At 47.2% G+C, this 19816-nt stretch carries 16 protein-coding genes, 4 tRNA genes, 3 rRNA genes and 1 riboswitch; of the genes, 3 read left to right on the top strand and 20 right to left on the bottom strand.

Annotated elements, in window-relative coordinates; translation table 11 throughout:
• Nucleotides 1-5: 5 nt before the first annotated feature.
• From BSZ04_RS23975 to BSZ04_RS23905, 14 genes are all read right to left on the bottom strand, one after another.
• Nucleotides 6-773: a thiazole synthase gene (locus BSZ04_RS23975; RefSeq protein WP_005397059.1), complete on the bottom strand. Its 768-nt coding sequence runs from the start codon at nucleotides 771-773 to the stop codon at nucleotides 6-8.
• A gap of 5 nt (nucleotides 774-778) precedes the next feature.
• Entirely contained in the window at nucleotides 779-1033 is a 255-nt protein-coding gene (gene thiS / locus BSZ04_RS23970) for a sulfur carrier protein ThiS (RefSeq protein ID WP_005447251.1), read from the bottom strand.
• Between the two features lie 38 nt (nucleotides 1034-1071).
• Nucleotides 1072-1845 carry a HesA/MoeB/ThiF family protein gene (locus tag BSZ04_RS23965; protein WP_088881531.1) on the bottom strand — a complete coding sequence of 258 codons (774 nt, stop codon included), beginning with the start codon at nucleotides 1843-1845 and terminating at the stop codon, nucleotides 1072-1074.
• On the bottom strand, nucleotides 1832-3247 hold the full coding sequence (locus BSZ04_RS23960) for a thiamine phosphate synthase (RefSeq protein WP_088881530.1): 1416 nt from the start codon (nucleotides 3245-3247) through the stop codon (nucleotides 1832-1834). The genes BSZ04_RS23965 and BSZ04_RS23960 overlap by 14 nt, the downstream gene beginning before the upstream one ends.
• Nucleotides 3247-5187 (bottom strand): phosphomethylpyrimidine synthase ThiC, encoded by a 1941-nt coding sequence (thiC, locus tag BSZ04_RS23955; RefSeq protein WP_088881529.1) that lies wholly within the window; start codon nucleotides 5185-5187, stop codon nucleotides 3247-3249. Before thiC ends, BSZ04_RS23960 begins: the two co-directional genes overlap by 1 nt.
• A gap of 164 nt (nucleotides 5188-5351) precedes the next feature.
• A riboswitch (TPP riboswitch) is annotated at nucleotides 5352-5450 on the bottom strand.
• Between the two features lie 61 nt (nucleotides 5451-5511).
• On the bottom strand, nucleotides 5512-5895 hold the full coding sequence (gene crcB, locus BSZ04_RS23950; RefSeq protein ID WP_005535872.1) for a fluoride efflux transporter CrcB: 384 nt from the start codon (nucleotides 5893-5895) through the stop codon (nucleotides 5512-5514).
• A gap of 124 nt (nucleotides 5896-6019) precedes the next feature.
• Entirely contained in the window at nucleotides 6020-7402 is a 1383-nt protein-coding gene (locus tag BSZ04_RS23945) for a multicopper oxidase family protein (protein ID WP_088881528.1), read from the bottom strand.
• Nucleotides 7403-7663: 261 nt separating this feature from the next.
• Nucleotides 7664-7740 (bottom strand) — tRNA-Asp (locus tag BSZ04_RS23940).
• A 32-nt stretch (nucleotides 7741-7772) separates the two neighbouring features.
• Nucleotides 7773-7889, bottom strand: a 5S ribosomal RNA gene (rrf, locus tag BSZ04_RS23935).
• 87 nt (nucleotides 7890-7976) lie between these two features.
• Nucleotides 7977-10866 (bottom strand): 23S ribosomal RNA (locus tag BSZ04_RS23930).
• Between the two features lie 319 nt (nucleotides 10867-11185).
• Nucleotides 11186-11261, bottom strand: a tRNA-Val gene (locus BSZ04_RS23920).
• Between the two features lie 30 nt (nucleotides 11262-11291).
• Nucleotides 11292-11367 (bottom strand) — tRNA-Lys (locus BSZ04_RS23915).
• Nucleotides 11368-11369: 2 nt separating this feature from the next.
• Nucleotides 11370-11445 (bottom strand) — tRNA-Glu (locus tag BSZ04_RS23910).
• Nucleotides 11446-11534: 89 nt separating this feature from the next.
• Nucleotides 11535-13087, bottom strand: a 16S ribosomal RNA gene (locus tag BSZ04_RS23905).
• Together the 16S, 23S and 5S rRNA genes with 4 tRNA genes alongside form the textbook arrangement of a ribosomal RNA operon.
• A gap of 507 nt (nucleotides 13088-13594) precedes the next feature.
• Here BSZ04_RS23905 and BSZ04_RS23900 point away from each other — a divergent pair.
• The gene (locus BSZ04_RS23900) at nucleotides 13595-14146 is read left to right on the top strand and encodes a gamma carbonic anhydrase family protein (RefSeq protein ID WP_088881527.1); all 552 of its coding nucleotides are present in this window, start codon (nucleotides 13595-13597) and stop codon (nucleotides 14144-14146) included.
• A 14-nt stretch (nucleotides 14147-14160) separates the two neighbouring features.
• On the opposite strand, the gene BSZ04_RS23895 is transcribed toward BSZ04_RS23900, so the two are convergent.
• From BSZ04_RS23895 to tsaC, 4 genes are all read right to left on the bottom strand, one after another.
• Entirely contained in the window at nucleotides 14161-14424 is a 264-nt protein-coding gene (locus BSZ04_RS23895) for a DUF1488 family protein (RefSeq protein WP_010444662.1), read from the bottom strand.
• 3 nt (nucleotides 14425-14427) lie between these two features.
• Nucleotides 14428-15261: a shikimate dehydrogenase gene (aroE, locus tag BSZ04_RS23890; RefSeq protein WP_088881526.1), complete on the bottom strand. Its 834-nt coding sequence runs from the start codon at nucleotides 15259-15261 to the stop codon at nucleotides 14428-14430.
• A gap of 86 nt (nucleotides 15262-15347) precedes the next feature.
• A complete protein-coding gene (gene hemF, locus BSZ04_RS23885) occupies nucleotides 15348-16265 on the bottom strand; it encodes an oxygen-dependent coproporphyrinogen oxidase (RefSeq protein WP_051119340.1) in 918 nt (305 codons plus the stop codon).
• A 34-nt stretch (nucleotides 16266-16299) separates the two neighbouring features.
• A complete protein-coding gene (gene tsaC / locus BSZ04_RS23880) occupies nucleotides 16300-16857 on the bottom strand; it encodes an L-threonylcarbamoyladenylate synthase type 1 TsaC (RefSeq protein ID WP_005429817.1) in 558 nt (185 codons plus the stop codon).
• A 199-nt stretch (nucleotides 16858-17056) separates the two neighbouring features.
• On the opposite strand from tsaC, the gene purE reads away from it, so the two are divergent.
• Together purE and BSZ04_RS23870 are read left to right on the top strand one after the other, a co-directional pair.
• Complete coding sequence (purE, locus tag BSZ04_RS23875; RefSeq protein WP_005440742.1) at nucleotides 17057-17542, top strand: 5-(carboxyamino)imidazole ribonucleotide mutase; 486 nt, start codon at nucleotides 17057-17059, stop codon at nucleotides 17540-17542.
• Between the two features lie 4 nt (nucleotides 17543-17546).
• The gene (locus BSZ04_RS23870) at nucleotides 17547-18680 is read left to right on the top strand and encodes a 5-(carboxyamino)imidazole ribonucleotide synthase (protein WP_088881525.1); all 1134 of its coding nucleotides are present in this window, start codon (nucleotides 17547-17549) and stop codon (nucleotides 18678-18680) included.
• Between the two features lie 64 nt (nucleotides 18681-18744).
• Here BSZ04_RS23870 and BSZ04_RS23865 read toward each other — a convergent pair whose 3' ends face one another.
• Complete coding sequence (locus tag BSZ04_RS23865) at nucleotides 18745-19314, bottom strand: DNA topoisomerase family protein (protein WP_005535498.1); 570 nt, start codon at nucleotides 19312-19314, stop codon at nucleotides 18745-18747.
• Nucleotides 19315-19336: 22 nt separating this feature from the next.
• Nucleotides 19337-19816, bottom strand: a complete 480-nt coding sequence (locus tag BSZ04_RS23860) for a DUF494 family protein (protein WP_005429833.1) — start codon at nucleotides 19814-19816, stop codon at nucleotides 19337-19339.

Raw genomic sequence — 19816 nt, 5'->3', positions numbered from 1 at the left:
TAGGACTAAAGCTCATCTAGGAATGACGTCAGTGGACTCGACGCAACCGCATGAGAAACCTTACCAGCAAGTCCGGCTTCATAAGCCATACGCCCCGACTCTACCGCCAACTTAAATGCCTTCGCCATCGCAACAGGATCGCTCGAAGCTGCAATCGCAGTATTGACGAGCACGGCATCCGCACCCATTTCCATCGCACGCGCGGCATGTGAAGGTGCGCCGATACCCGCATCAACAACCACAGGAACATTAGCTTGGTCGATAATGATCTCTAGAAAGTCGTGAGAAACTATCCCTTTGTTAGAACCGATCGGCGCACCTAATGGCATGACCGCAGCACAGCCTACTTCTTCCAATCGCTTACACAGAACCGGGTCAGCATGACAGTAAGGAAGGACAATAAAGCCTTCACGAACCAATTGTTCAGCGGCCGCAAGTGTCTCAATTGGATCGGGCATCAAGTACTTCGGGTCTGGGTGAATTTCAAGTTTTAGCCAGTTTGTACCTAACGCTTCTCTCGCCAATTGTGCTGCAAACACAGCATCTTTAGCATTCTTTGCACCTGAGGTGTTCGGCAATAAGTTCACACCCGCTTGTACTAACGGCAGCAAAATATCGTCTTGTTGGTCGTTCACATCCACACGCTTCAACGCCATGGTCGCAAGTTGAGAACCCGATACTTGAATCGCTTCTGCCATTAATCGGCTGTTGGCAAACTTCCCTGTTCCCGTGAACAGTCTTGATTCGAATTGTTTATCACCAATTTTTAGCATCGACTTTAACCCCCTGCGATCGCTTGAAACAAAGAGATGCTATCTCCCTGTGAAAGAACTGTGCTAGCCCACTCACTGCGCGGCACAACATTGTTATTAATTGCAAAAACACAGCCCATTTCAGGCAGCGCAAATTGACTAATGATTTGCTGTAGATTTGACTCAATGGCAACTTGATGTGACTGGTCATTGATGACAATAGTGATCACATCTAAGTCAGCAGCGGTCATTTGTGTTGTTTGTTGTTCTGATAACGTCATTGCTTCCAACTCTCTTAATTCTGCCCATTACTCGTAAGCTAAATCTGAGTACACACTTGGCACTGTTTATCTTTACTTATCGCCATGGTTTGCCATTGCAGCTTCAATCCATCGAACAGGTGTAACTTGGCAGTCTCGACATGAAACTTTCCCGTCGCCAGTTTTTGAATTGCCGCTATCGCTTGGTAGTTGCCTAGTGTGCCCACCACCGGGCCGACGACACCGCTCTCACTGCACTTTTGCGTTTGCGGTAATTCGTCAAACGGATATAAACAGCGGTAACAGGCTTTACTCTGTACTTCTTGTTCACTTGATGTTTGGTAATCAAAAACAGCGAATTGCCCTTGCCAACCAATTGCCGCCGCGGAGATGAGCGGCGTATTTTGCTCGAAACAAACTTGGTTAATAAGCTGGCGCGTTGGCATATTATCGGTGCAGTCGAGCACCACATCCGCTAGCATCACCTCAAGCTGAAGTTGTGCTTTGTCCAATCGCTTATTGAGAGCACGAACTTGAACCATAGAATTAAGTTCAGTAAGTTGCTTTACAGTCGCTTTTGTTTTCGCAACTTGAAGGTCTTGTTCACGATAAATGATCTGACGCTGTAGGTTACTGCTATCAACTTCATCGTCATCGACCACAACCAATTTACCAACGCCCGCGGATGCCAAGTACAAACTTGCCGCGCTCCCCAATCCACCACAACCGATGATCAGAACATGCGATTTGCTCAAACGCTCTTGCCCAACTTCAGCAATTTCAGGCAGAGCGACTTGACGTTGATAGCGAAGAAATTGCTTATCCGTGAGCATGCTCGCCTCTCTTGTTATGCACCAATTCACTATTCTGATCAGTAAACGTTAGCTGTCTTTCCTTCATCAGTTGTGCAAAAAACTCAATGACCGATTGAGGTGATTCTGCCAACGTAATAGCACGCACTACTGCTAAGCTAGAAACACCTGTTTGCCAAACTTGGTCTGCATTAGATTGGTCAATGCCACCAATCGCGACCGTCGGAAAGCCAAGCACATAGTCACTAACTGCTTTGTCTTTTGAAGGACGGAAAGCTAGCTCTTTGTTTCCGTAAGGAATGCTATCAATCAGCTTTTGATACAGAGCCAAGCGCACCAAACCTTGTGGTTTCGATGGCATCTGTTTAGTGGTGGTTGGGAAAATATGCCCTAGCGCGATGTAACTAGGATGAATTTGTACGATGCGCAGTAGCTCATAATAACCATGAGTAGAAAGACCAAGACGAATGCCGGCTTTAGTTAGCTGAGCCAAATTCGATTCTTCTATGTCTTCTTGTCCTAGGTGAACGCCATAAGCGCCATGCTTGATTGCCAACTGCCAATAGTCATTGATGAACACTTGTGCTTGATACTGACGACCTAGCTCAATTGCTCGAATGATCTGTTGTTCTAAATCGGCTTGTTGTGGGTTCTTGATTCGCAGTTGAATAGTGTTGATGCCTAGTGGCAGTAGACGCTCAATCCAAGCAACATCATCAACGACAGGATAGAGCCCTAGGCTTTGCTTAGTTAAAGTTGGAAAGCTAACGCTCTCTCCTTGTGCTGACCAACCAACTTGAATACCGAGTCGGTTATCTTCCAGTACAGGTATGGGGAAATCATCAAATTGGTCAGCCCACTGAGTAGATCTTCCCTCGTCAAGGTTGTCATTCAACAGTGTTTCACGTGAAACATTCGCTTGTTGAGTTAGCATTCCTCGAGCAAGTGTTAACGCATCTTCGATAGGAAAATCGAGTACTGTCAGCGTTACAATCCAAGCAAGGTGATGTTCGGGATCGAACATTGCGTTGAGTTTGGACTTAACAGAGAGCGCTCTCACTTCGTCGTTAATTGGGTGACGCCAGATATCAAGCTGAAGAACTTTCTCCTTTTCATCGGATACCTGCGTATCAGCAATGCCAATATAAATCGCTTTCGACGGTTGCTTAGCACACGCTTCTACCGATAAAGCAGAGCGGTAATAGAGCACAAATGAACTCTCATGCTCGGAGTCATAACCATCAATAAGATCTGTCATTATGCGTGTGGTCTGTTGGTCGCGAACAAGCTGAATAGATTGAGTTGGGCTCACACCCAACTCAATGTCTTCGATGCTAAAACCCTGTTCTTTCGCCAACAACAAACATTGCTGAACTAAACCTGTCAGTTCAATCAATGATGACGGAATAAGGATTTTGCTCATTAGTCACTTACCTCGGCATGTGCTGCTGGGTGGTATAACTCTGAACCTGTGTCTCTAAACTCTTGCGATTTCTGACGCATCCCCTCAAGAGGATCATCAAGCATTTTGATTGAGATAGCTTGGTCCGCAGCAACTTGCTCAGTATCTTTCGCGTATTCTCGTACCTCTTGCGAAATCTTCATCGAGCAGAACTTTGGTCCACACATCGAACAGAAGTGAGCAACTTTTCCAGACTCTTGAGGCAAGGTTTCATCATGGAAAGCACGAGCGGTATCTGGGTCGAGCGACAAGTTAAATTGGTCTTCCCAGCGGAACTCGAAGCGAGCTTTAGAAAGCGCGTTATCACGAACTTGTGCACCAGGGTGTCCTTTCGCCAAATCAGCGGCGTGCGCAGCAAGCTTGTAAGTGATCATGCCTACTTTCACGTCTTCTTTGTTTGGTAAACCAAGATGCTCTTTAGGAGTTACGTAGCAAAGCATTGCACAGCCATACCAACCAATCATGGCAGCGCCGATGCCTGAAGTAATATGGTCGTAACCAGGAGCGACGTCTGTCGTCAGTGGACCAAGGGTGTAGAAAGGAGCTTCATGGCAGTGCTCTAGCTGCTCCTCCATGTTCTCTTTGATCATATGCATTGGAACATGACCAGGACCTTCGATAATCACCTGTACGTCGTATTCCCACGCTATCTTGGTTAACTCGCCAAGGGTGCGAAGCTCAGCAAATTGCGCTTCGTCGTTAGCATCGGCAACCGAGCCAGGACGCAGACCATCACCGAGAGAAAGTGCCACATCATACTTAGCACAAATTTCACAGATCTCTCGGAAGTGAGTATATAAGAAGCTTTCTTGGTGATGCGCTAAACACCATTTCGCGATGATAGAACCACCACGAGAAACGATGCCGGTAACGCGTTTTGCTGTCATCGGTACATAGCGCAGTAGTAAACCGGCATGGATGGTGAAGTAATCAACACCCTGCTCTGCTTGCTCAATCAGAGTATCGCGCATCACTTCCCAGTTAAGGTTTTCCGCCACACCATTCACTTTCTCAAGCGCTTGGTACATTGGTACGGTACCGATCGGAACCGGACTATTACGTAGAATCCACTCGCGAGTTTCGTGAATATTACGTCCAGTAGAGAGATCCATAACGGTATCGCCACCCCAGCGCGTCGCCCACACTAGCTTCTCTACTTCTTCCTCAATCGAAGACGTCACCGATGAGTTACCAATATTGGCGTTCACTTTGACCAAAAAGTTACGTCCAATGATCATTGGTTCGGATTCTGGGTGGTTGATATTAGAAGGGATGATAGCGCGACCTTCGGCGACTTCTTTACGCACAAACTCGGCGGTAATGTCTTTTGGAAGATTCGCTCCGAAGCTTTGACCTGGATGCTGTTGATTCAGCACTTCATCGCGGTATTGAGCACGCCCCATATTTTCACGCAGGGCGATGTATTCCATTTCCGGGGTGATTATACCCTTGCGAGCATAGTGCAATTGAGTCACGCACTGCCCATTTTTGGCACGTCGAATACGTGGCAGATTTCCGTAACGAAGCTCGTCTAGAGTTTCATCTTCTAGGCGCTCTTTGGTGTATACCGAGCTTACTTCATTAAGTAGTTCAGTATCGGCACGCTCTTCAATCCACCCTTCTCTCAGCTTAGGTAAGCCGTTGTAGAGGTCTATGGTGTGTTCTGGATCTGTGTATACACCCGAGGTATCGTAAACGCGTACTGGCTCATTAGGCTCGAAAATAGGCGCTTCTTTTGTACCTCCAATAAGGCTATCAGCGAGTGATATTTCACGCATTGGCACACGAATATCGGGACGTGAACCCTCTACGTAGACTTTGCTTGAATTTGGGTACGGTTGTACCGAGAGTGTATCAATGAACTGTTTTGCTTCCAGTCTCGCTTGCTTGCGACTCGACATAGCATTTTTCCTTGCTTTGTTATGCTTAGATAAAAAGTATTGGGATAAAAATGCTTGGCGGATAGATGCGACAAGAGGAATCGAATTAAGGACAAGTTGAGCGGATGCTCTCGTCTATAACAACATTCGACTATTTGATAGGTCGACCAGATAGAACTCTGGTGTAGATATCTTCTCTTGTTCCCTTCGCAGATTCTAATCTGATCAGGTTCAACGGATCCCGAATTAACGGTCTCAGCCTTATGGCACTCCGACAAGTGAAATCAGTATATAAAAACGGCTTGGTTAAACCAAGCCGACCTGATTAAGATTTGAGTGTTTTTGCTAGCTACGCATCAATAATTGGAAACCAATCCACGCAGCTGAAATGCTTAACACGACATTCAGCAATACGTTCAAGCCCATCTTAAAGAAAGCGCCCTGCTGCATAAGCAACACGTTATCCATCGAGAAAGTAGAGAATGTGGTTAATGCGCCCAAAAAGCCAAGGCCGATGATTTGACGCCATGGGTCAGTGACCATTAACTCAGTTTCAAAAGCAGCAATCAGTAGACCCATAATAAATGAGCCAACAACGTTAACCGTTAATGTACCGTATGGAAAACCACGACCAAGTAGCATCACACAAAGTTCAGAAATTAAGTAACGAGAACATGCACCAAATGCGCCGCCTAATGCAATAAAACCCAAAATGGATAGTTGCCCCATAATTCCCCCAGAAAAGTTAATGGCGACATTGTAATCAAATTTACGACAATAGTGATTATACAATCTTAGAATCCAGCAAAGTAATAGCGCTTAAAACTTATCAAGATTTAAAAAGTTACAGGAGTCACTTTACTTCGATGTACCCCATCAAACCTGTCTTCATGTGTTCAATCACATGACAATGGTACATCCAACGCCCTGGGTTATCTGCAACAAATGCCGCTTTCGCACTGCCGTTTTTTCCAAGTAAGACCGTATCGGTATGAAACGGTACATCGAGTTTTTTACCGTCTAATTCAAGAACGGTAAATGTGTGTCCATGCAGATGAATAGGATGATGATATTGGGTGACGTTCTTAAGGTTGAAGATATAGGTTTTTCCAAGCTCCAATGTTGAAAGCGGCGCAGGAATATTATCTTTACTCATTCCCTCCCAAGCTCGTTTGTTCATCAGCCAAAACTTAGGTATCGCTTTGCCTGATTTATCGGCAGGAGTGATCGCCCCCTCCCACTCGAACACATAATCGATTTGCTCTGCATTTTCTAAATCAAGAGCAGCCACAGGGTTGAGAGGTAATGAAGGCAGTTTCTGGTTAGTCGGCAGATCAGACTCAACAACTTCGAACTCACACAAAGGGAATGGGAAGCGCCCTTTCCTTTGACGCACATAAACACGTTCTCCTGCCTTCGGAGCAATCAATCCGACATCTAACCTCATTCCCGGACCAATTTTGTGTTGAGTGAGCTTATAAGGCGTTTTAACAGGATTACCATCAATAGCAATAACCCAAGCTTCTGCTCCCTCGAGAGCGATCGGATAAGTAATGGTGTTATCGACATTAGCAATTCTTAATCGCGTGGTAGCATTCTGCTTCAGCTTATAAACAGGCTCATGAACACCGTTAACGCTACTCCACTCTCCTGGCGTTCCCATGCGTGCACTCAAGCGCGGCAACATTAGATTCTTCCACTGGCCTTGTTTGTCCAAATGCCAATGCTTGAGGACGACTTCATGCTCTTCATCAAACTGAACAGGGTCTGTCTCTTCAACGATAATTAGCCCGACTAAGCCCATCCCAAGCTGCTTAACACTATGCATGTGTGGGTGATACCAAAATGTGCCCGCATCTGGCGGTGTAAATTCATAAACGAATGTTTCACCCGGCATAATAGGCGGCTGGCTCAAGAAAGGGACACCATCCATTTCAATAGGGATTCGCAAGCCATGCCAGTGGATTGTAGTCGGCTCTGAAAGCTTGTTGGTAAATCGAATAATAACTCTCTCGCCTTGGCGACAACGAATCGTAGGAGCAGGAATCGAACCATTAAACGCGAGTACATCCGTGTTAAATCCTGGTACTAATTCTGCAGTAGAAGGCTCTGCAGTGATGTCGTATATATGCTGACCTTGTTTGTTAGTGCTCCTAGATAGAGAACATGCAGGCAGAATGGTAAGCGCAGAGATCGCTAAGGAAGATTGAAGAAAGCGTCGACGAGATATATCCATGTATTTAGTCACTTATTATTCCAATTGATGTGAGTGTAACTAAATATTAATAATGATTCTCAGTTATCTTTTAAAGATGTGCACTAATGATGCTTAGAGTCAGGAATATAAATTAAGATCCATATTTAATAGGCACTAAAAAGGTAGTAAGCACCTACATACATATACTAAGAAGTAAAAGAGATCGGTTTGAGGAGAAGGGAACTTAATGGTAAATACGAAAAAGCCCTAGCATTTCTGCTAGGGCTTTGTCTTAATAAGTGGCGGAGCGGACGGGACTCGAACCCGCGACCCCCGGCGTGACAGGCCGGTATTCTAACCAACTGAACTACCGCTCCGCACTGGTTAGACATTTAAGTCTAAATTTAAAGCCTGGCGATGTCCTACTCTCACATGGGGAAGCCCCACACTACCATCGGCGCTAATTCGTTTCACTTCTGAGTTCGGAATGGAAATCAGGTGGGTCCAAATCGCTATGGTCGCCAAGCAAATTCTTTAATTCGGAAAGCTGTTTTCAGTTCTTAACACATTCAATGTTCTTACATTGAGTCCATCAAAACCCCTTGGGTGTTGTATGGTTAAGCCTCACGGGCAATTAGTACAGGTTAGCTCAACGCCTCACAACGCTTACACACCCTGCCTATCAACGTTCTAGTCTCGAACAACCCTTTAGGATACTTAAAGTATCAGGGAAGACTCATCTCAGGGCTCGCTTCCCGCTTAGATGCTTTCAGCGGTTATCGATTCCGAACTTAGCTACCGGGCAATGCGTCTGGCGACACAACCCGAACACCAGAGGTTCGTCCACTCCGGTCCTCTCGTACTAGGAGCAGCCCCCTTCAATCTTCCAACGCCCACGGCAGATAGGGACCGAACTGTCTCACGACGTTCTAAACCCAGCTCGCGTACCACTTTAAATGGCGAACAGCCATACCCTTGGGACCGACTTCAGCCCCAGGATGTGATGAGCCGACATCGAGGTGCCAAACACCGCCGTCGATATGAACTCTTGGGCGGTATCAGCCTGTTATCCCCGGAGTACCTTTTATCCGTTGAGCGATGGCCCTTCCATTCAGAACCACCGGATCACTATGACCTGCTTTCGCACCTGCTCGAATTGTCATTCTCGCAGTCAAGCGGGCTTATGCCATTGCACTAACCTCACGATGTCCAACCGTGATTAGCCCACCTTCGTGCTCCTCCGTTACGCTTTGGGAGGAGACCGCCCCAGTCAAACTACCCACCAGGCACTGTCCGTAACCCCGATAAGGGGTCGACGTTAGAACATCAACACTACAAGGGTGGTATTTCAAGGACGGCTCCACCAACACTGGCGTGCTGGTTTCAAAGCCTCCCACCTATCCTACACATGTAGGGTCAATGTTCAGTGCCAAGCTGTAGTAAAGGTTCACGGGGTCTTTCCGTCTAGCCGCGGGTACACTGCATCTTCACAGCGATTTCAATTTCACTGAGTCTCGGGTGGAGACAGCGTGGCCATCATTACGCCATTCGTGCAGGTCGGAACTTACCCGACAAGGAATTTCGCTACCTTAGGACCGTTATAGTTACGGCCGCCGTTTACCGGGGCTTCGATCAAGAGCTTCGACCGAAGTCTAACCCCATCAATTAACCTTCCGGCACCGGGCAGGCGTCACACCGTATACGTCATCTTACGATTTTGCACAGTGCTGTGTTTTTAATAAACAGTTGCAGCCACCTGGTATCTGCGACTCTCAATAGCTCCATCCGCGAGGGACTTCACCGTCGAGAGCGTACCTTCTCCCGAAGTTACGGTACCATTTTGCCTAGTTCCTTCACCCGAGTTCTCTCAAGCGCCTTGGTATTCTCTACCCGACCACCTGTGTCGGTTTGGGGTACGATTCCTTACAATCTGAAGCTTAGAGGCTTTTCCTGGAAGCATGGCATCAATGACTTCACTACCGTAGTAGCTCGACGTCGTGTCTCAGCCTTAAGAAGAGCCGGATTTACCTAACTCTTCAGCCTACGCACTTGAACCTGGACAACCGTCGCCAGGCCCACCTAGCCTTCTCCGTCCCCCCATCGCAATTGTAAGAAGTACGGGAATATTAACCCGTTTCCCATCGACTACGCCTTTCGGCCTCGCCTTAGGGGTCGACTTACCCTGCCCCGATTAACGTTGGACAGGAACCCTTGGTCTTCCGGCGAGGAGGTTTTTCACCCCCTTTATCGTTACTCATGTCAGCATTCGCACTTCTGATACCTCCAGCATGCTTTACAACACACCTTCAACGGCTTACAGAACGCTCCCCTACCCAATGAAGTAAACTTCATTGCCGCAGCTTCGGTTTATAGCTTAGCCCCGTTACATCTTCCGCGCAGGCCGACTCGACTAGTGAGCTATTACGCTTTCTTTAAATGATGGCTGCTTCTAAGCCAACATCCTAGCTGTCTAAGCCTTCCCACATCGTTTCCCACTTAGCTATAATTTGGGACCTTAGCTGGCGGTCTGGGTTGTTTCCCTCTCCACGACGGACGTTAGCACCCGCCGTGTGTCTCCCGGATAGTACTTACTGGTATTCGGAGTTTGCAAAGGGTTGGTAAGTCGGGATGACCCCCTAGCCTTAACAGTGCTCTACCCCCAGTAGTATTCGTCCGAGGCGCTACCTAAATAGCTTTCGGGGAGAACCAGCTATCTCCAGGTTTGATTGGCCTTTCACCCCTAGCCACAAGTCATCCGCTAATTTTTCAACATTAGTCGGTTCGGTCCTCCAGTTGATGTTACTCAACCTTCAACCTGCCCATGGCTAGATCACCTGGTTTCGGGTCTATATCCAGAGACTGAACGCCCAGTTAAGACTCGGTTTCCCTACGGCTCCCCTAGATGGTTAACCTTGCCACTGAATATAAGTCGCTGACCCATTATACAAAAGGTACGCAGTCACACCACGAAGGTGCTCCTACTGCTTGTACGTACACGGTTTCAGGTTCTATTTCACTCCCCTCACAGGGGTTCTTTTCGCCTTTCCCTCACGGTACTGGTTCACTATCGGTCAGTCAGTAGTATTTAGCCTTGGAGGATGGTCCCCCCATATTCAGACAGGATATCACGTGTCCCGCCCTACTCGATTTCACTGAATGTGCGTTGTCAACTACGGGGCTATCACCCTGTATCGCCGGACTTTCCAGACCGTTCGTCTAACGCATATAAAGCTTAAGGGCTAGTCCAATTTCGCTCGCCGCTACTTTCGGAATCTCGGTTGATTTCTTTTCCTCGGGGTACTTAGATGTTTCAGTTCCCCCGGTTCGCCTCCTGTTGCTATGTATTCACAACAGGATACTTGCTTATGCAAGTGGGTTTCCCCATTCGGAAATCCCAGACTCAAATGGTTTTTACTACCTAATCTGGGCTTATCGCAAGTTAATACGTCCTTCATCGCCTCTGACTGCCAAGGCATCCACCGTGTACGCTTAGTCACTTAACCATACAACCCGAAGGAGTTTCGAGTTGATGAACAAGTCACCAAAGTTGTCTGCAATTTTTATACATGATGCAGACTCGATTTTGCCGGACTCAAATTCCAAGAACACTTGAATGTGTTTTATTGGTGTTTGTCATAAAGACAAACATTGAGAACTTTACAATCAACAATAAATTGTTGATTTGTCAGCTTTCCAAATTGTTAAAGAGCTATGTTTCTTCACAAGGAAGTACATTTTCTAAAGACTTTCAGAGTCGAGGATTCTAACCACATCCGTTTTATTGAAGTGGTTTGGAATTGTCATCCAAAAATACTTAGAGAATGGTGGGCGATACCGGGCTCGAACCAGTGACCCCCTGCTTGTAAGGCAGGTGCTCTCCCAACTGAGCTAATCGCCCACATAAGTTTTAATTCTTCGTGGAGAAGAATGGTGGGTCGTGCAGGATTCGAACCTGCGACCAATTGATTAAAAGTCAACTGCTCTACCAACTGAGCTAACGACCCAATGGTATCCCGTAGGGGAGTCGAACCCCTGTTACCGCCGTGAAAGGGCGGTGTCCTAGGCCTCTAGACGAACGGGACACTGGATTGAAGATATTGGGATATCTTCGTCTCTTTTACTTATAAACCGTATCAATCTGTGTGGACACTCATCATGAGTAATCATCGTATAAGGAGGTGATCCAGCGCCAGGTTCCCCTAGCGCTACCTTGTTACGACTTCACCCCAGTCATGAACCACAAAGTGGTAAGCGTCCTCCCGAAGGTTAAACTACCTACTTCTTTTGCAGCCCACTCCCATGGTGTGACGGGCGGTGTGTACAAGGCCCGGGAACGTATTCACCGTGGCATTCTGATCCACGATTACTAGCGATTCCGACTTCACGGAGTCGAGTTGCAGACTCCGATCCGGACTACGACGCACTTTTTGGGATTCGCTCACTCTCGCAAGTTGGCTGCCCTCTGTATGCGCCATTGTAGCACGTGTGTAGCCCTACTCGTAAGGGCCATGATGACTTGACGTCGTCCCCACCTTCCTCCGGTTTATCACCGGCAGTCTCCCTGGAGTTCCCGACATTACTCGCTGGCAAACAAGGATAAGGGTTGCGCTCGTTGCGGGACTTAACCCAACATTTCACAACACGAGCTGACGACAGCCATGCAGCACCTGTCTCAGAGTTCCCGAAGGCACCAATCCATCTCTGGAAAGTTCTCTGGATGTCAAGAGTAGGTAAGGTTCTTCGCGTTGCATCGAATTAAACCACATGCTCCACCGCTTGTGCGGGCCCCCGTCAATTCATTTGAGTTTTAATCTTGCGACCGTACTCCCCAGGCGGTCTACTTAACGCGTTAGCTCCGAAAGCCACGGCTCAAGGCCACAACCTCCAAGTAGACATCGTTTACGGCGTGGACTACCAGGGTATCTAATCCTGTTTGCTCCCCACGCTTTCGCATCTGAGTGTCAGTATCTGTCCAGGGGGCCGCCTTCGCCACCGGTATTCCTTCAGATCTCTACGCATTTCACCGCTACACCTGAAATTCTACCCCCCTCTACAGTACTCTAGTCTGCCAGTTTCAAATGCAATTCCGAGGTTGAGCCCCGGGCTTTCACATCTGACTTAACAAACCACCTGCATGCGCTTTACGCCCAGTAATTCCGATTAACGCTCGCACCCTCCGTATTACCGCGGCTGCTGGCACGGAGTTAGCCGGTGCTTCTTCTGTCGCTAACGTCAAATAATGCAGCTATTAACTACACTACCTTCCTCACGACTGAAAGTGCTTTACAACCCGAAGGCCTTCTTCACACACGCGGCATGGCTGCATCAGGCTTGCGCCCATTGTGCAATATTCCCCACTGCTGCCTCCCGTAGGAGTCTGGACCGTGTCTCAGTTCCAGTGTGGCTGATCATCCTCTCAGACCAGCTAGGGATCGTCGCCTTGGTGAGCCATTACCTCACCAACTAGCTAATCCCACCTAGGCATATCCTGACGCGAGAGGCCCGAAGGTCCCCCTCTTTGGCCCGTAGGCATTATGCGGTATTAGCCATCGTTTCCAATGGTTATCCCCCACATCAGGGCAATTTCCTAGGCATTACTCACCCGTCCGCCGCTCGACGCCGTTATCGTTCCCCGAAGGTTCAGATAACTCGTTTCCGCTCGACTTGCATGTGTTAGGCCTGCCGCCAGCGTTCAATCTGAGCCATGATCAAACTCTTCAATTTAAGATTTTGTTCGGCTCAATGAATACTGAACATTACATAAGTAATGTTTGAATTGACTGTGCTGAATCTTTCGATTCAATGGTCACTTCGTTTCATTGAAACCTAATTTGATACCGCTTTCCGTTAAGAAAGAAATATCTAATTGGATTATCATCAACGAGTGCCCACACAGATTGATAGGTCTATATTGTTAAAGAGCTTTCCTGTTGAGCTTTGCTCAAATCGGACGGCCATTTTAGCGAGTTAAAGTTTAGTGTCAATCACTTTTTTCAAACTTTTTTCAAGCGTTTCCGCTTGGCTAATTGGCTTGCTAACTCAACCTCGTTTCTTTCGAAGCGTTGCCGTGTCAGCGAGGTGGCATTATAGAGATTGCGATCACATTGGCAAGCCCTTTTTGACGTTTTTTTTGTTTTTTTTATTGTTTGAATGTTTTTTGTTCTAAAAGGCGAGTTTTTGCTACTCTTCTCATTAGATATCACCGTAGTTAGCGCTTTATAAGGAGTAAAGATGAGTTCAATTAGAAGTTATAAAGGAATACGCCCTCAACTGGGGGAGCGTGTATACGTAGACTCAACCTCTGTTTTAGTTGGTGATATCCGGATTGGCAACGATTCTAGTATTTGGCCACTTGTGGCGGCTCGTGGTGATGTAAACCACATTCATGTCGGTGACCGTACCAACGTTCAAGATGGCAGCGTGCTTCATGTGACACATAAGAATGCGGATAACCCACTCGGCTATCCTCTCATCATAGGTAATGATGTCACCATTGGTCACAAAGTAATGTTGCATGGCTGCGAGATACACGATCGCGTATTAGTAGGTATGGGTGCGATAGTTTTGGATAATGTGGTTGTAGAATCTGACGTAATGATAGGTGCAGGCAGTTTAGTCCCACCAGGGAAGAGGTTAGAAAGCGGCTATCTATATGTTGGAAGCCCAGTGAAACAAGCTCGCCCTTTATCAGAGAAAGAGCGAACTTTCTTACAAAAGTCTGCCAACAACTATGTACAAAACAAAAATGACTACTTAACTGAAGTCGAAGACATCCAAGGTTAGTTAAAACTAAACAGCTAGTCGATGATGATATGGCCTTCTTCGTTGAAGGCTTCATCTTCTATTAACTCTTCTGCGATTTCTTCCAGATCAAAGCGAAAATCGACGAAAGCCTCAATGGCTGCTTGCTCATTATCTATAGCTGAGCCACTCAACTTTTCTAATTTTTGTTTGGTTACGTAGCACTCAATCAATGCGCCAGACTGTTGAGCAGCAAAGTTTACTGATTGAGAGACTTCATCCCACGACTGCATGTCTGGGAATAGAATAGATTGGTTCATCGCTTATAGGCCTTCAAGGTTCTTTCTTAATTCTCTGAGAATTTGTTTTGCGCCGGGACGCAAGCCACGCCATAACATAAAGCTTTCAGCCGCCTGTCCGACCAACATTCCAAGACCATCATATGCATGAGCCGCACCGTGTTCTTTCGCCCACAGGTTAAAGCTTGTTAACCCCTTGCCATACATCATGTCGTAGCTAGTGCTGTTAGTGGAAAAGATAGCAGAAGAGATCGCGGGCAACTCGCCGCTTAATGAAGCAGAAGTTGAGTTAATAATCACATCGTACGCTTCTTCTATTGTCGTCATATCTTTCGCTACGATAGAGCCGTGTGACTCGAATAGGTCTGCAAGCTGTTGTGCTTTACTAAAAGTACGGTTAGTAATAGTCAAAGAAGCAGGCTTCTGTTCTAGGAGTGGTTTAATTACACCACGCGCAGCACCACCAGCGCCAATGATCAGAATTCGCGCACCTTCCAATACAACTTGATGTTGCAGTAGGTCTTGTACCAAGCCCGCGCCATCAGTGTTGTCACCAATGATTTCTCCGTCATCCAACTTCTTCAGCGTATTCACCGCACCAGCTAACTCCGCTCGCTCGGTAAGACGATTGGCAAATCGATAAGCATCTTCTTTAAAAGGTAATGTCACGTTACACCCTTTACCACCGTCAGCGAAAAAAGCTTTCGCAGCTTCAACAAAGCCATCAACAGGGGCGGTTTCTGCGGTGTACACCAACGACTGATTGGTTTGACGAGCAAACAACGTGTGAATGAATGGCGACTTGCTGTGTCCAATAGGATTACCAAACACGGCATAACGATCAATTTGCTGAGTCATTTCCTTACCTTTATATAGAAAACAGGGCCATCTGATTACCGATGACCCTATCACTATCTATCTATATAGAAAAGGAGATTCAGCGCTTACCACTCTCGCGGCGTTAGGTATCGCTCGTAAAGTTCAGCTTCTGGAGAACCCGCCTGTGGTTCGTAGCTGTATTCCCAACGTGCAAGTGGTGGCATCGACATAAGAATTGACTCTGTACGACCGCCACTTTGCAGACCAAATAGCGTGCCGCGATCGTACACTAGGTTGAACTCTACGTAACGACCACGTCGGTACAGTTGGAACTCACGCTCGCGCTCACCGAACTCGATGTCTTTACGACGAGAAACAATCGGTAAGTACGCTTGGCAGTATCCCTCACCAACCGCTTTGATGTAGTCAAAACACTTGTCGAATTCCCACTGGTTTAAGTCATCAAAGAACAGGCCACCAACACCACGAGTTTCATTTCGGTGTGGAAGGAAGAAGTATTTGTCACACCACGCTTTGTGCTCTGGGTAAACTTCGTCACCAAATGGCGCACAAAGCTGTTTTGCTGTGTCGTGCCATGATTGGCAATCTTCTTCAAATGGGTAGAAAGGCGTAAGGTCAAAACCACCACCAAACCACCAGATTGGGTCTTCGCCATCTTTCTCTGCAATAAAGAAGCGAACATTGGCATGCGAAGTCGGTACATAAGGGTTTTTAGGGTGAATAACCAAGGAAACACCCATTGCTTCAAAACGGCGACCCGCTAACTCTGGACGATGTGCCGTCGCGGATGCTGGCATTTCATTACCTTCTACATGGGAGAAGTTCACCCCGCCTTGCTCGAAGATATGACCATCACGCAATACGCGAGTACGGCCACCGCCACCAAGACGCTCTCCTTTTTCACGTTGCCATGCATCTTCGACAAAGACGGCCTTTCCATCTTCTTGTTCTAGTTGCTGACAAATGGAATCCTGAAGGGACATCAAGAACTGCTTTACGGCGTGCTTATCGATTGCTGACATACGTGTAGTACCTATTGATTGCTGACTAGCAGGGTTAGCCCTGTCTTAATATTTGCGAGGTTTTAGCATCACGAATTTCACTCGGCTTGTCACGACCGCTGGTTTCACCACGTAAGATCGCCACAAGTCTATCACCTAACTGCTCTTCAACTTCTTCCGTCGTCATACAAGGAGGCTGACCAGTAAGATTCGCGCTGGTAGAGGTTAGCGGCTTTCCGAACGCATTACACATCTTTTGTACTAAAGGATGATCCGTCACACGCACTGCGATTGAATCAAATTGTCCCGATACCCAGTGAGAAACTTTGTCACTTGCAGGCATGATCCACGTGTATGGCCCAGGCCAAGTTGCATGGACTTTATCTAATTGCTCTTGAGTCAGCTGAGATTCGTCAATATAAGGCAGAAGCTGCTCATAGCTCGCAGCAATAAGGATTAAACCTTTCTCTACTGGACGCTGTTTTAGCTCTAGCAGTTTTTGAATCGCTTCCGGGTTATCTGGGTCACATCCAACACCAAACACCCCCTCTGTTGGGTAGGCAATCACTTCACCTGTTTGTAGTGCTTTTAGCACCTGTTCAAAGTTCTCCACCGATACTTCCTGATAATCTTTTCTGTTGTGTTTGTACTAAGTGTACAAATATTCATTCTCAGAGACTAAAGCAATTTGTTTATAAAATGTATCAATAGCATTTACAAACACACGCAAACGTTTGCTTGAGGTAAAAATCCCCGTATAATGCGCACAAATTTATCAGCTCACCTAATTTTGCAGCTTGAAGGAGTTTGAGATGAAAGTCGGTATCATCATGGGTTCTAAATCAGATTGGCCAACCATGAAACTAGCAGCAGACATGCTGGATCAATTTGGCGTGTCTTACGAAACAAAGGTGGTGTCAGCTCACCGTACTCCTCAATTACTGGCTGATTACGCAAGCAGTGCTAAAGAACGCGGCATTAAAGTCATCATCGCAGGTGCGGGCGGTGCTGCTCACCTACCAGGTATGGCGGCGGCGTTTACTAGCGTTCCGGTACTTGGCGTCCCTGTTCAGTCTCGTGCGCTGAAAGGCATGGACTCACTGCTTTCTATCGTACAGATGCCAAAAGGTATTGCGGTTGGTACATTGGCGATTGGCGAAGCAGGCGCAGCAAACGCTGGCATCCTAGCAGCTCAAATCCTTGGTACACATGATGAAGCGATCATGGCAAAAGTCGAAGCGTTCCGTAACGAACAAACGGAAACCGTATTGGCGAACCCAAACCCTGCTGAGGATTAATCAGATGCATGTACTGGTTCTTGGTGCGGGTCAACTAGCTCGTATGATGTCTCTGGCTGGTGCGCCACTGAATATTCAAATCTCAGCTTACGATGTGGGCAGCGGTAACATCGTGCATCCACTGACTCAGCACGTGATCGGCAACGGCTTAGAGAATGCAATTGAACAAGTCGACGTTATTACTGCTGAGTTCGAGCATATCCCACATGATGTGCTCGATGTTTGCGAGGCGAGCGGCAAGTTCCTACCAAGTACACAAGCCATCAAAGCAGGTGGGGATCGCCGCATTGAAAAGGCATTACTTGATGATGCCGGCGTGCGTAACGCGAAATACTACGTCATCGAAACTCGTGAAGACTTTGACCGCGCCATTGAGCACGTTGGAATGCCAATGGTTCTGAAAAGTGCATTGGGTGGTTACGATGGTAAAGGCCAGTGGCGCTTAAAAGAAGCTTCTCAAGTCGAAGACATTTGGACAGAGATGGCAGAGTGTATCGCAGCAACACCAACTCAAGCGATTGTTGCTGAGGAATTTGTCCCTTTTAACCGCGAAGTTTCACTGGTTGGTGCTCGAGGTAAAGATGGCAGCATTGAAGTGTACCCACTTGCAGAAAACGTCCATACCAATGGTGTATTGAGCCTTTCTACTGCGATTGATGCGCCAGAGTTGCAGGAGCAAGCAAAACAGATGTTCACTGCCGTTGCCAACAGCTTGAATTACGTTGGCGTGTTAGCGCTGGAGTTCTTTGACGTTGACGGCACTTTGCTGGTTAACGAAATCGCACCACGCGTACACAACTCTGGCCACTGGACTCAACAGGGTGCAGAAACTTGTCAGTTTGAGAACCACCTACGCGCCGTGTGTGGCATGCCTTTGGGTAGCACGAAACTGGTTCGTGAAACCTCGATGATTAATATTCTTGGTGAAGACACACTACCAGAAGCATTGCTAGCAATGAATGGTTGCCACATTCATTGGTACGGCAAAGAAAAACGTGCGGGTCGCAAGATGGGCCACATCAACGTATGTGGTGACTACACTGGCGAACTTAATCGCAAACTTTGTGCATTAGCAGAAGTTCTGGATGAACAGGCTTTCCCTGCTGTGCATGAATTTGCCAAGCAGTGGCAAGCCTAGAAAAGCATCGGAATAAATAGCAAAAGGGTCGCATGATGCGACCCTTTTTAATTCGTACTGAAAGTTATTGTGATTGAGTATGCTGGCACTTACGGCTCGCGCATTGCAGTTTAACCCCACTGGCAAGTTTCTTTTCTACCAACAAGGTAAATCCACATTCCTCGCAGCGGCCTCTTACAGGCGGCAAGTTCACCGCAAACTTGCACTTCGGATAGTTATCACACGCGTAGAATGTTTTACCAAATCGGGTTTTACGCTCAACCAAATGCCCTTTGCCACATTCGGGGCAAGCATGTTGCTCTTTCGCTTGCTGCTGTGGCTCAGGTTGGTTAATCGACTCTATATGATGGCATGCTGGGTAATGGCTACAACCGACGAACATGCCGTAGCGCCCTTGGCGGAGTACCAACTCGTTGCCACACTCAGGACAAGGCACACCCAACTCTTTCACGATGTGACCATCATTGCTGTGTAGCGGCTTAATGTAATCGCAACTTGGGTATTGGCTGCAACCTAGAAAAGGGCCGTGTTTACCGTGCTTAAGCGAAACTTCCCCACCGCATTTAGGGCAAGGTTCGCGCTCAAGCGCATGCTCGTGTGCCGAGAAAAGGTTGTGATCGATTTTACTACTCATACTCACCGCTCAAACGAAGATATTAATGAAGAATACCTTGTTCCTTGGTGTACAGCAGCTCTTCCATCAGCGTGTAGGCGTTTTCGTTGCCTGGAACATTAAACAGCACCATAAGGATGATCCATTTAAGGTCCTCAAGCTCAAACTCATTGGTTTCAAGCCCCATCACACGGTCGATGACCATCTCACGCGTTTCTGTGGTCAGAACATTGATTTGCTCTAGGAACAACAAAAAACCACGACATTCGAGGTCTAGTCGCTGCATCTCAGATGCGGTATAGATACGTGTCGATGCCGATGCAATGCAGGTTGAAATGGCTGAATGTTCATCGCTTTGTTGCAATGCCGCCAGCTCTTCTAACCAGACAAGGGCTTTGTAGATGTCTTTTTGCTGGAAGCCTGCACGAAGCAATTCATCTTCCAACTCGTCTTGTTCGACCTGTAACTCTGCATCGCTATGGATGTAGGTTTCGAATAGATACATAAGTATATCCATCATCAT

The organism is Vibrio rotiferianus (assembly GCF_002214395.1).
Taxonomy (GTDB): domain Bacteria; phylum Pseudomonadota; class Gammaproteobacteria; order Enterobacterales; family Vibrionaceae; genus Vibrio; species Vibrio rotiferianus.
The sequence above is the reverse complement of the archived record's forward strand: the minus strand, read 5'-3'. Positions and strand labels throughout refer to the sequence as shown.

What these genes read in the sequence shown, in the direction of transcription:
- aroE (WP_088881526.1), bottom strand. Translation starts at nt 15,261, where the DNA reads ATGACTCAGCAAATTGATCGTTATGCCGTGTTTGGTAATCCTATTGGA.
- BSZ04_RS23860 (WP_005429833.1), bottom strand. Translation starts at nt 19,816, where the DNA reads ATGATGATGGATATACTTATGTATCTATTCGAAACCTACATCCATAGC.
- BSZ04_RS23900 (WP_088881527.1), top strand. Translation starts at nt 13,595, where the DNA reads ATGAGTTCAATTAGAAGTTATAAAGGAATACGCCCTCAACTGGGGGAG.
- BSZ04_RS23960 (WP_088881530.1), bottom strand. Translation starts at nt 3,247, where the DNA reads ATGAGCAAAATCCTTATTCCGTCATCATTGATTGAACTGACAGGTTTA.
- crcB (WP_005535872.1), bottom strand. Translation starts at nt 5,895, where the DNA reads ATGGGGCAACTATCCATTTTGGGTTTTATTGCATTAGGCGGCGCATTT.
- BSZ04_RS23870 (WP_088881525.1), top strand. Translation starts at nt 17,547, where the DNA reads ATGCATGTACTGGTTCTTGGTGCGGGTCAACTAGCTCGTATGATGTCT.
- hemF (WP_051119340.1), bottom strand. Translation starts at nt 16,265, where the DNA reads ATGTCAGCAATCGATAAGCACGCCGTAAAGCAGTTCTTGATGTCCCTT.
- BSZ04_RS23975 (WP_005397059.1), bottom strand. Translation starts at nt 773, where the DNA reads ATGCTAAAAATTGGTGATAAACAATTCGAATCAAGACTGTTCACGGGA.
- purE (WP_005440742.1), top strand. Translation starts at nt 17,057, where the DNA reads ATGAAAGTCGGTATCATCATGGGTTCTAAATCAGATTGGCCAACCATG.
- BSZ04_RS23895 (WP_010444662.1), bottom strand. Translation starts at nt 14,424, where the DNA reads ATGAACCAATCTATTCTATTCCCAGACATGCAGTCGTGGGATGAAGTC.
- BSZ04_RS23945 (WP_088881528.1), bottom strand. Translation starts at nt 7,402, where the DNA reads ATGGATATATCTCGTCGACGCTTTCTTCAATCTTCCTTAGCGATCTCT.
- BSZ04_RS23965 (WP_088881531.1), bottom strand. Translation starts at nt 1,845, where the DNA reads ATGCTCACGGATAAGCAATTTCTTCGCTATCAACGTCAAGTCGCTCTG.
- thiS (WP_005447251.1), bottom strand. Translation starts at nt 1,033, where the DNA reads ATGACGTTATCAGAACAACAAACAACACAAATGACCGCTGCTGACTTA.
- BSZ04_RS23865 (WP_005535498.1), bottom strand. Translation starts at nt 19,314, where the DNA reads ATGAGTAGTAAAATCGATCACAACCTTTTCTCGGCACACGAGCATGCG.
- thiC (WP_088881529.1), bottom strand. Translation starts at nt 5,187, where the DNA reads ATGTCGAGTCGCAAGCAAGCGAGACTGGAAGCAAAACAGTTCATTGAT.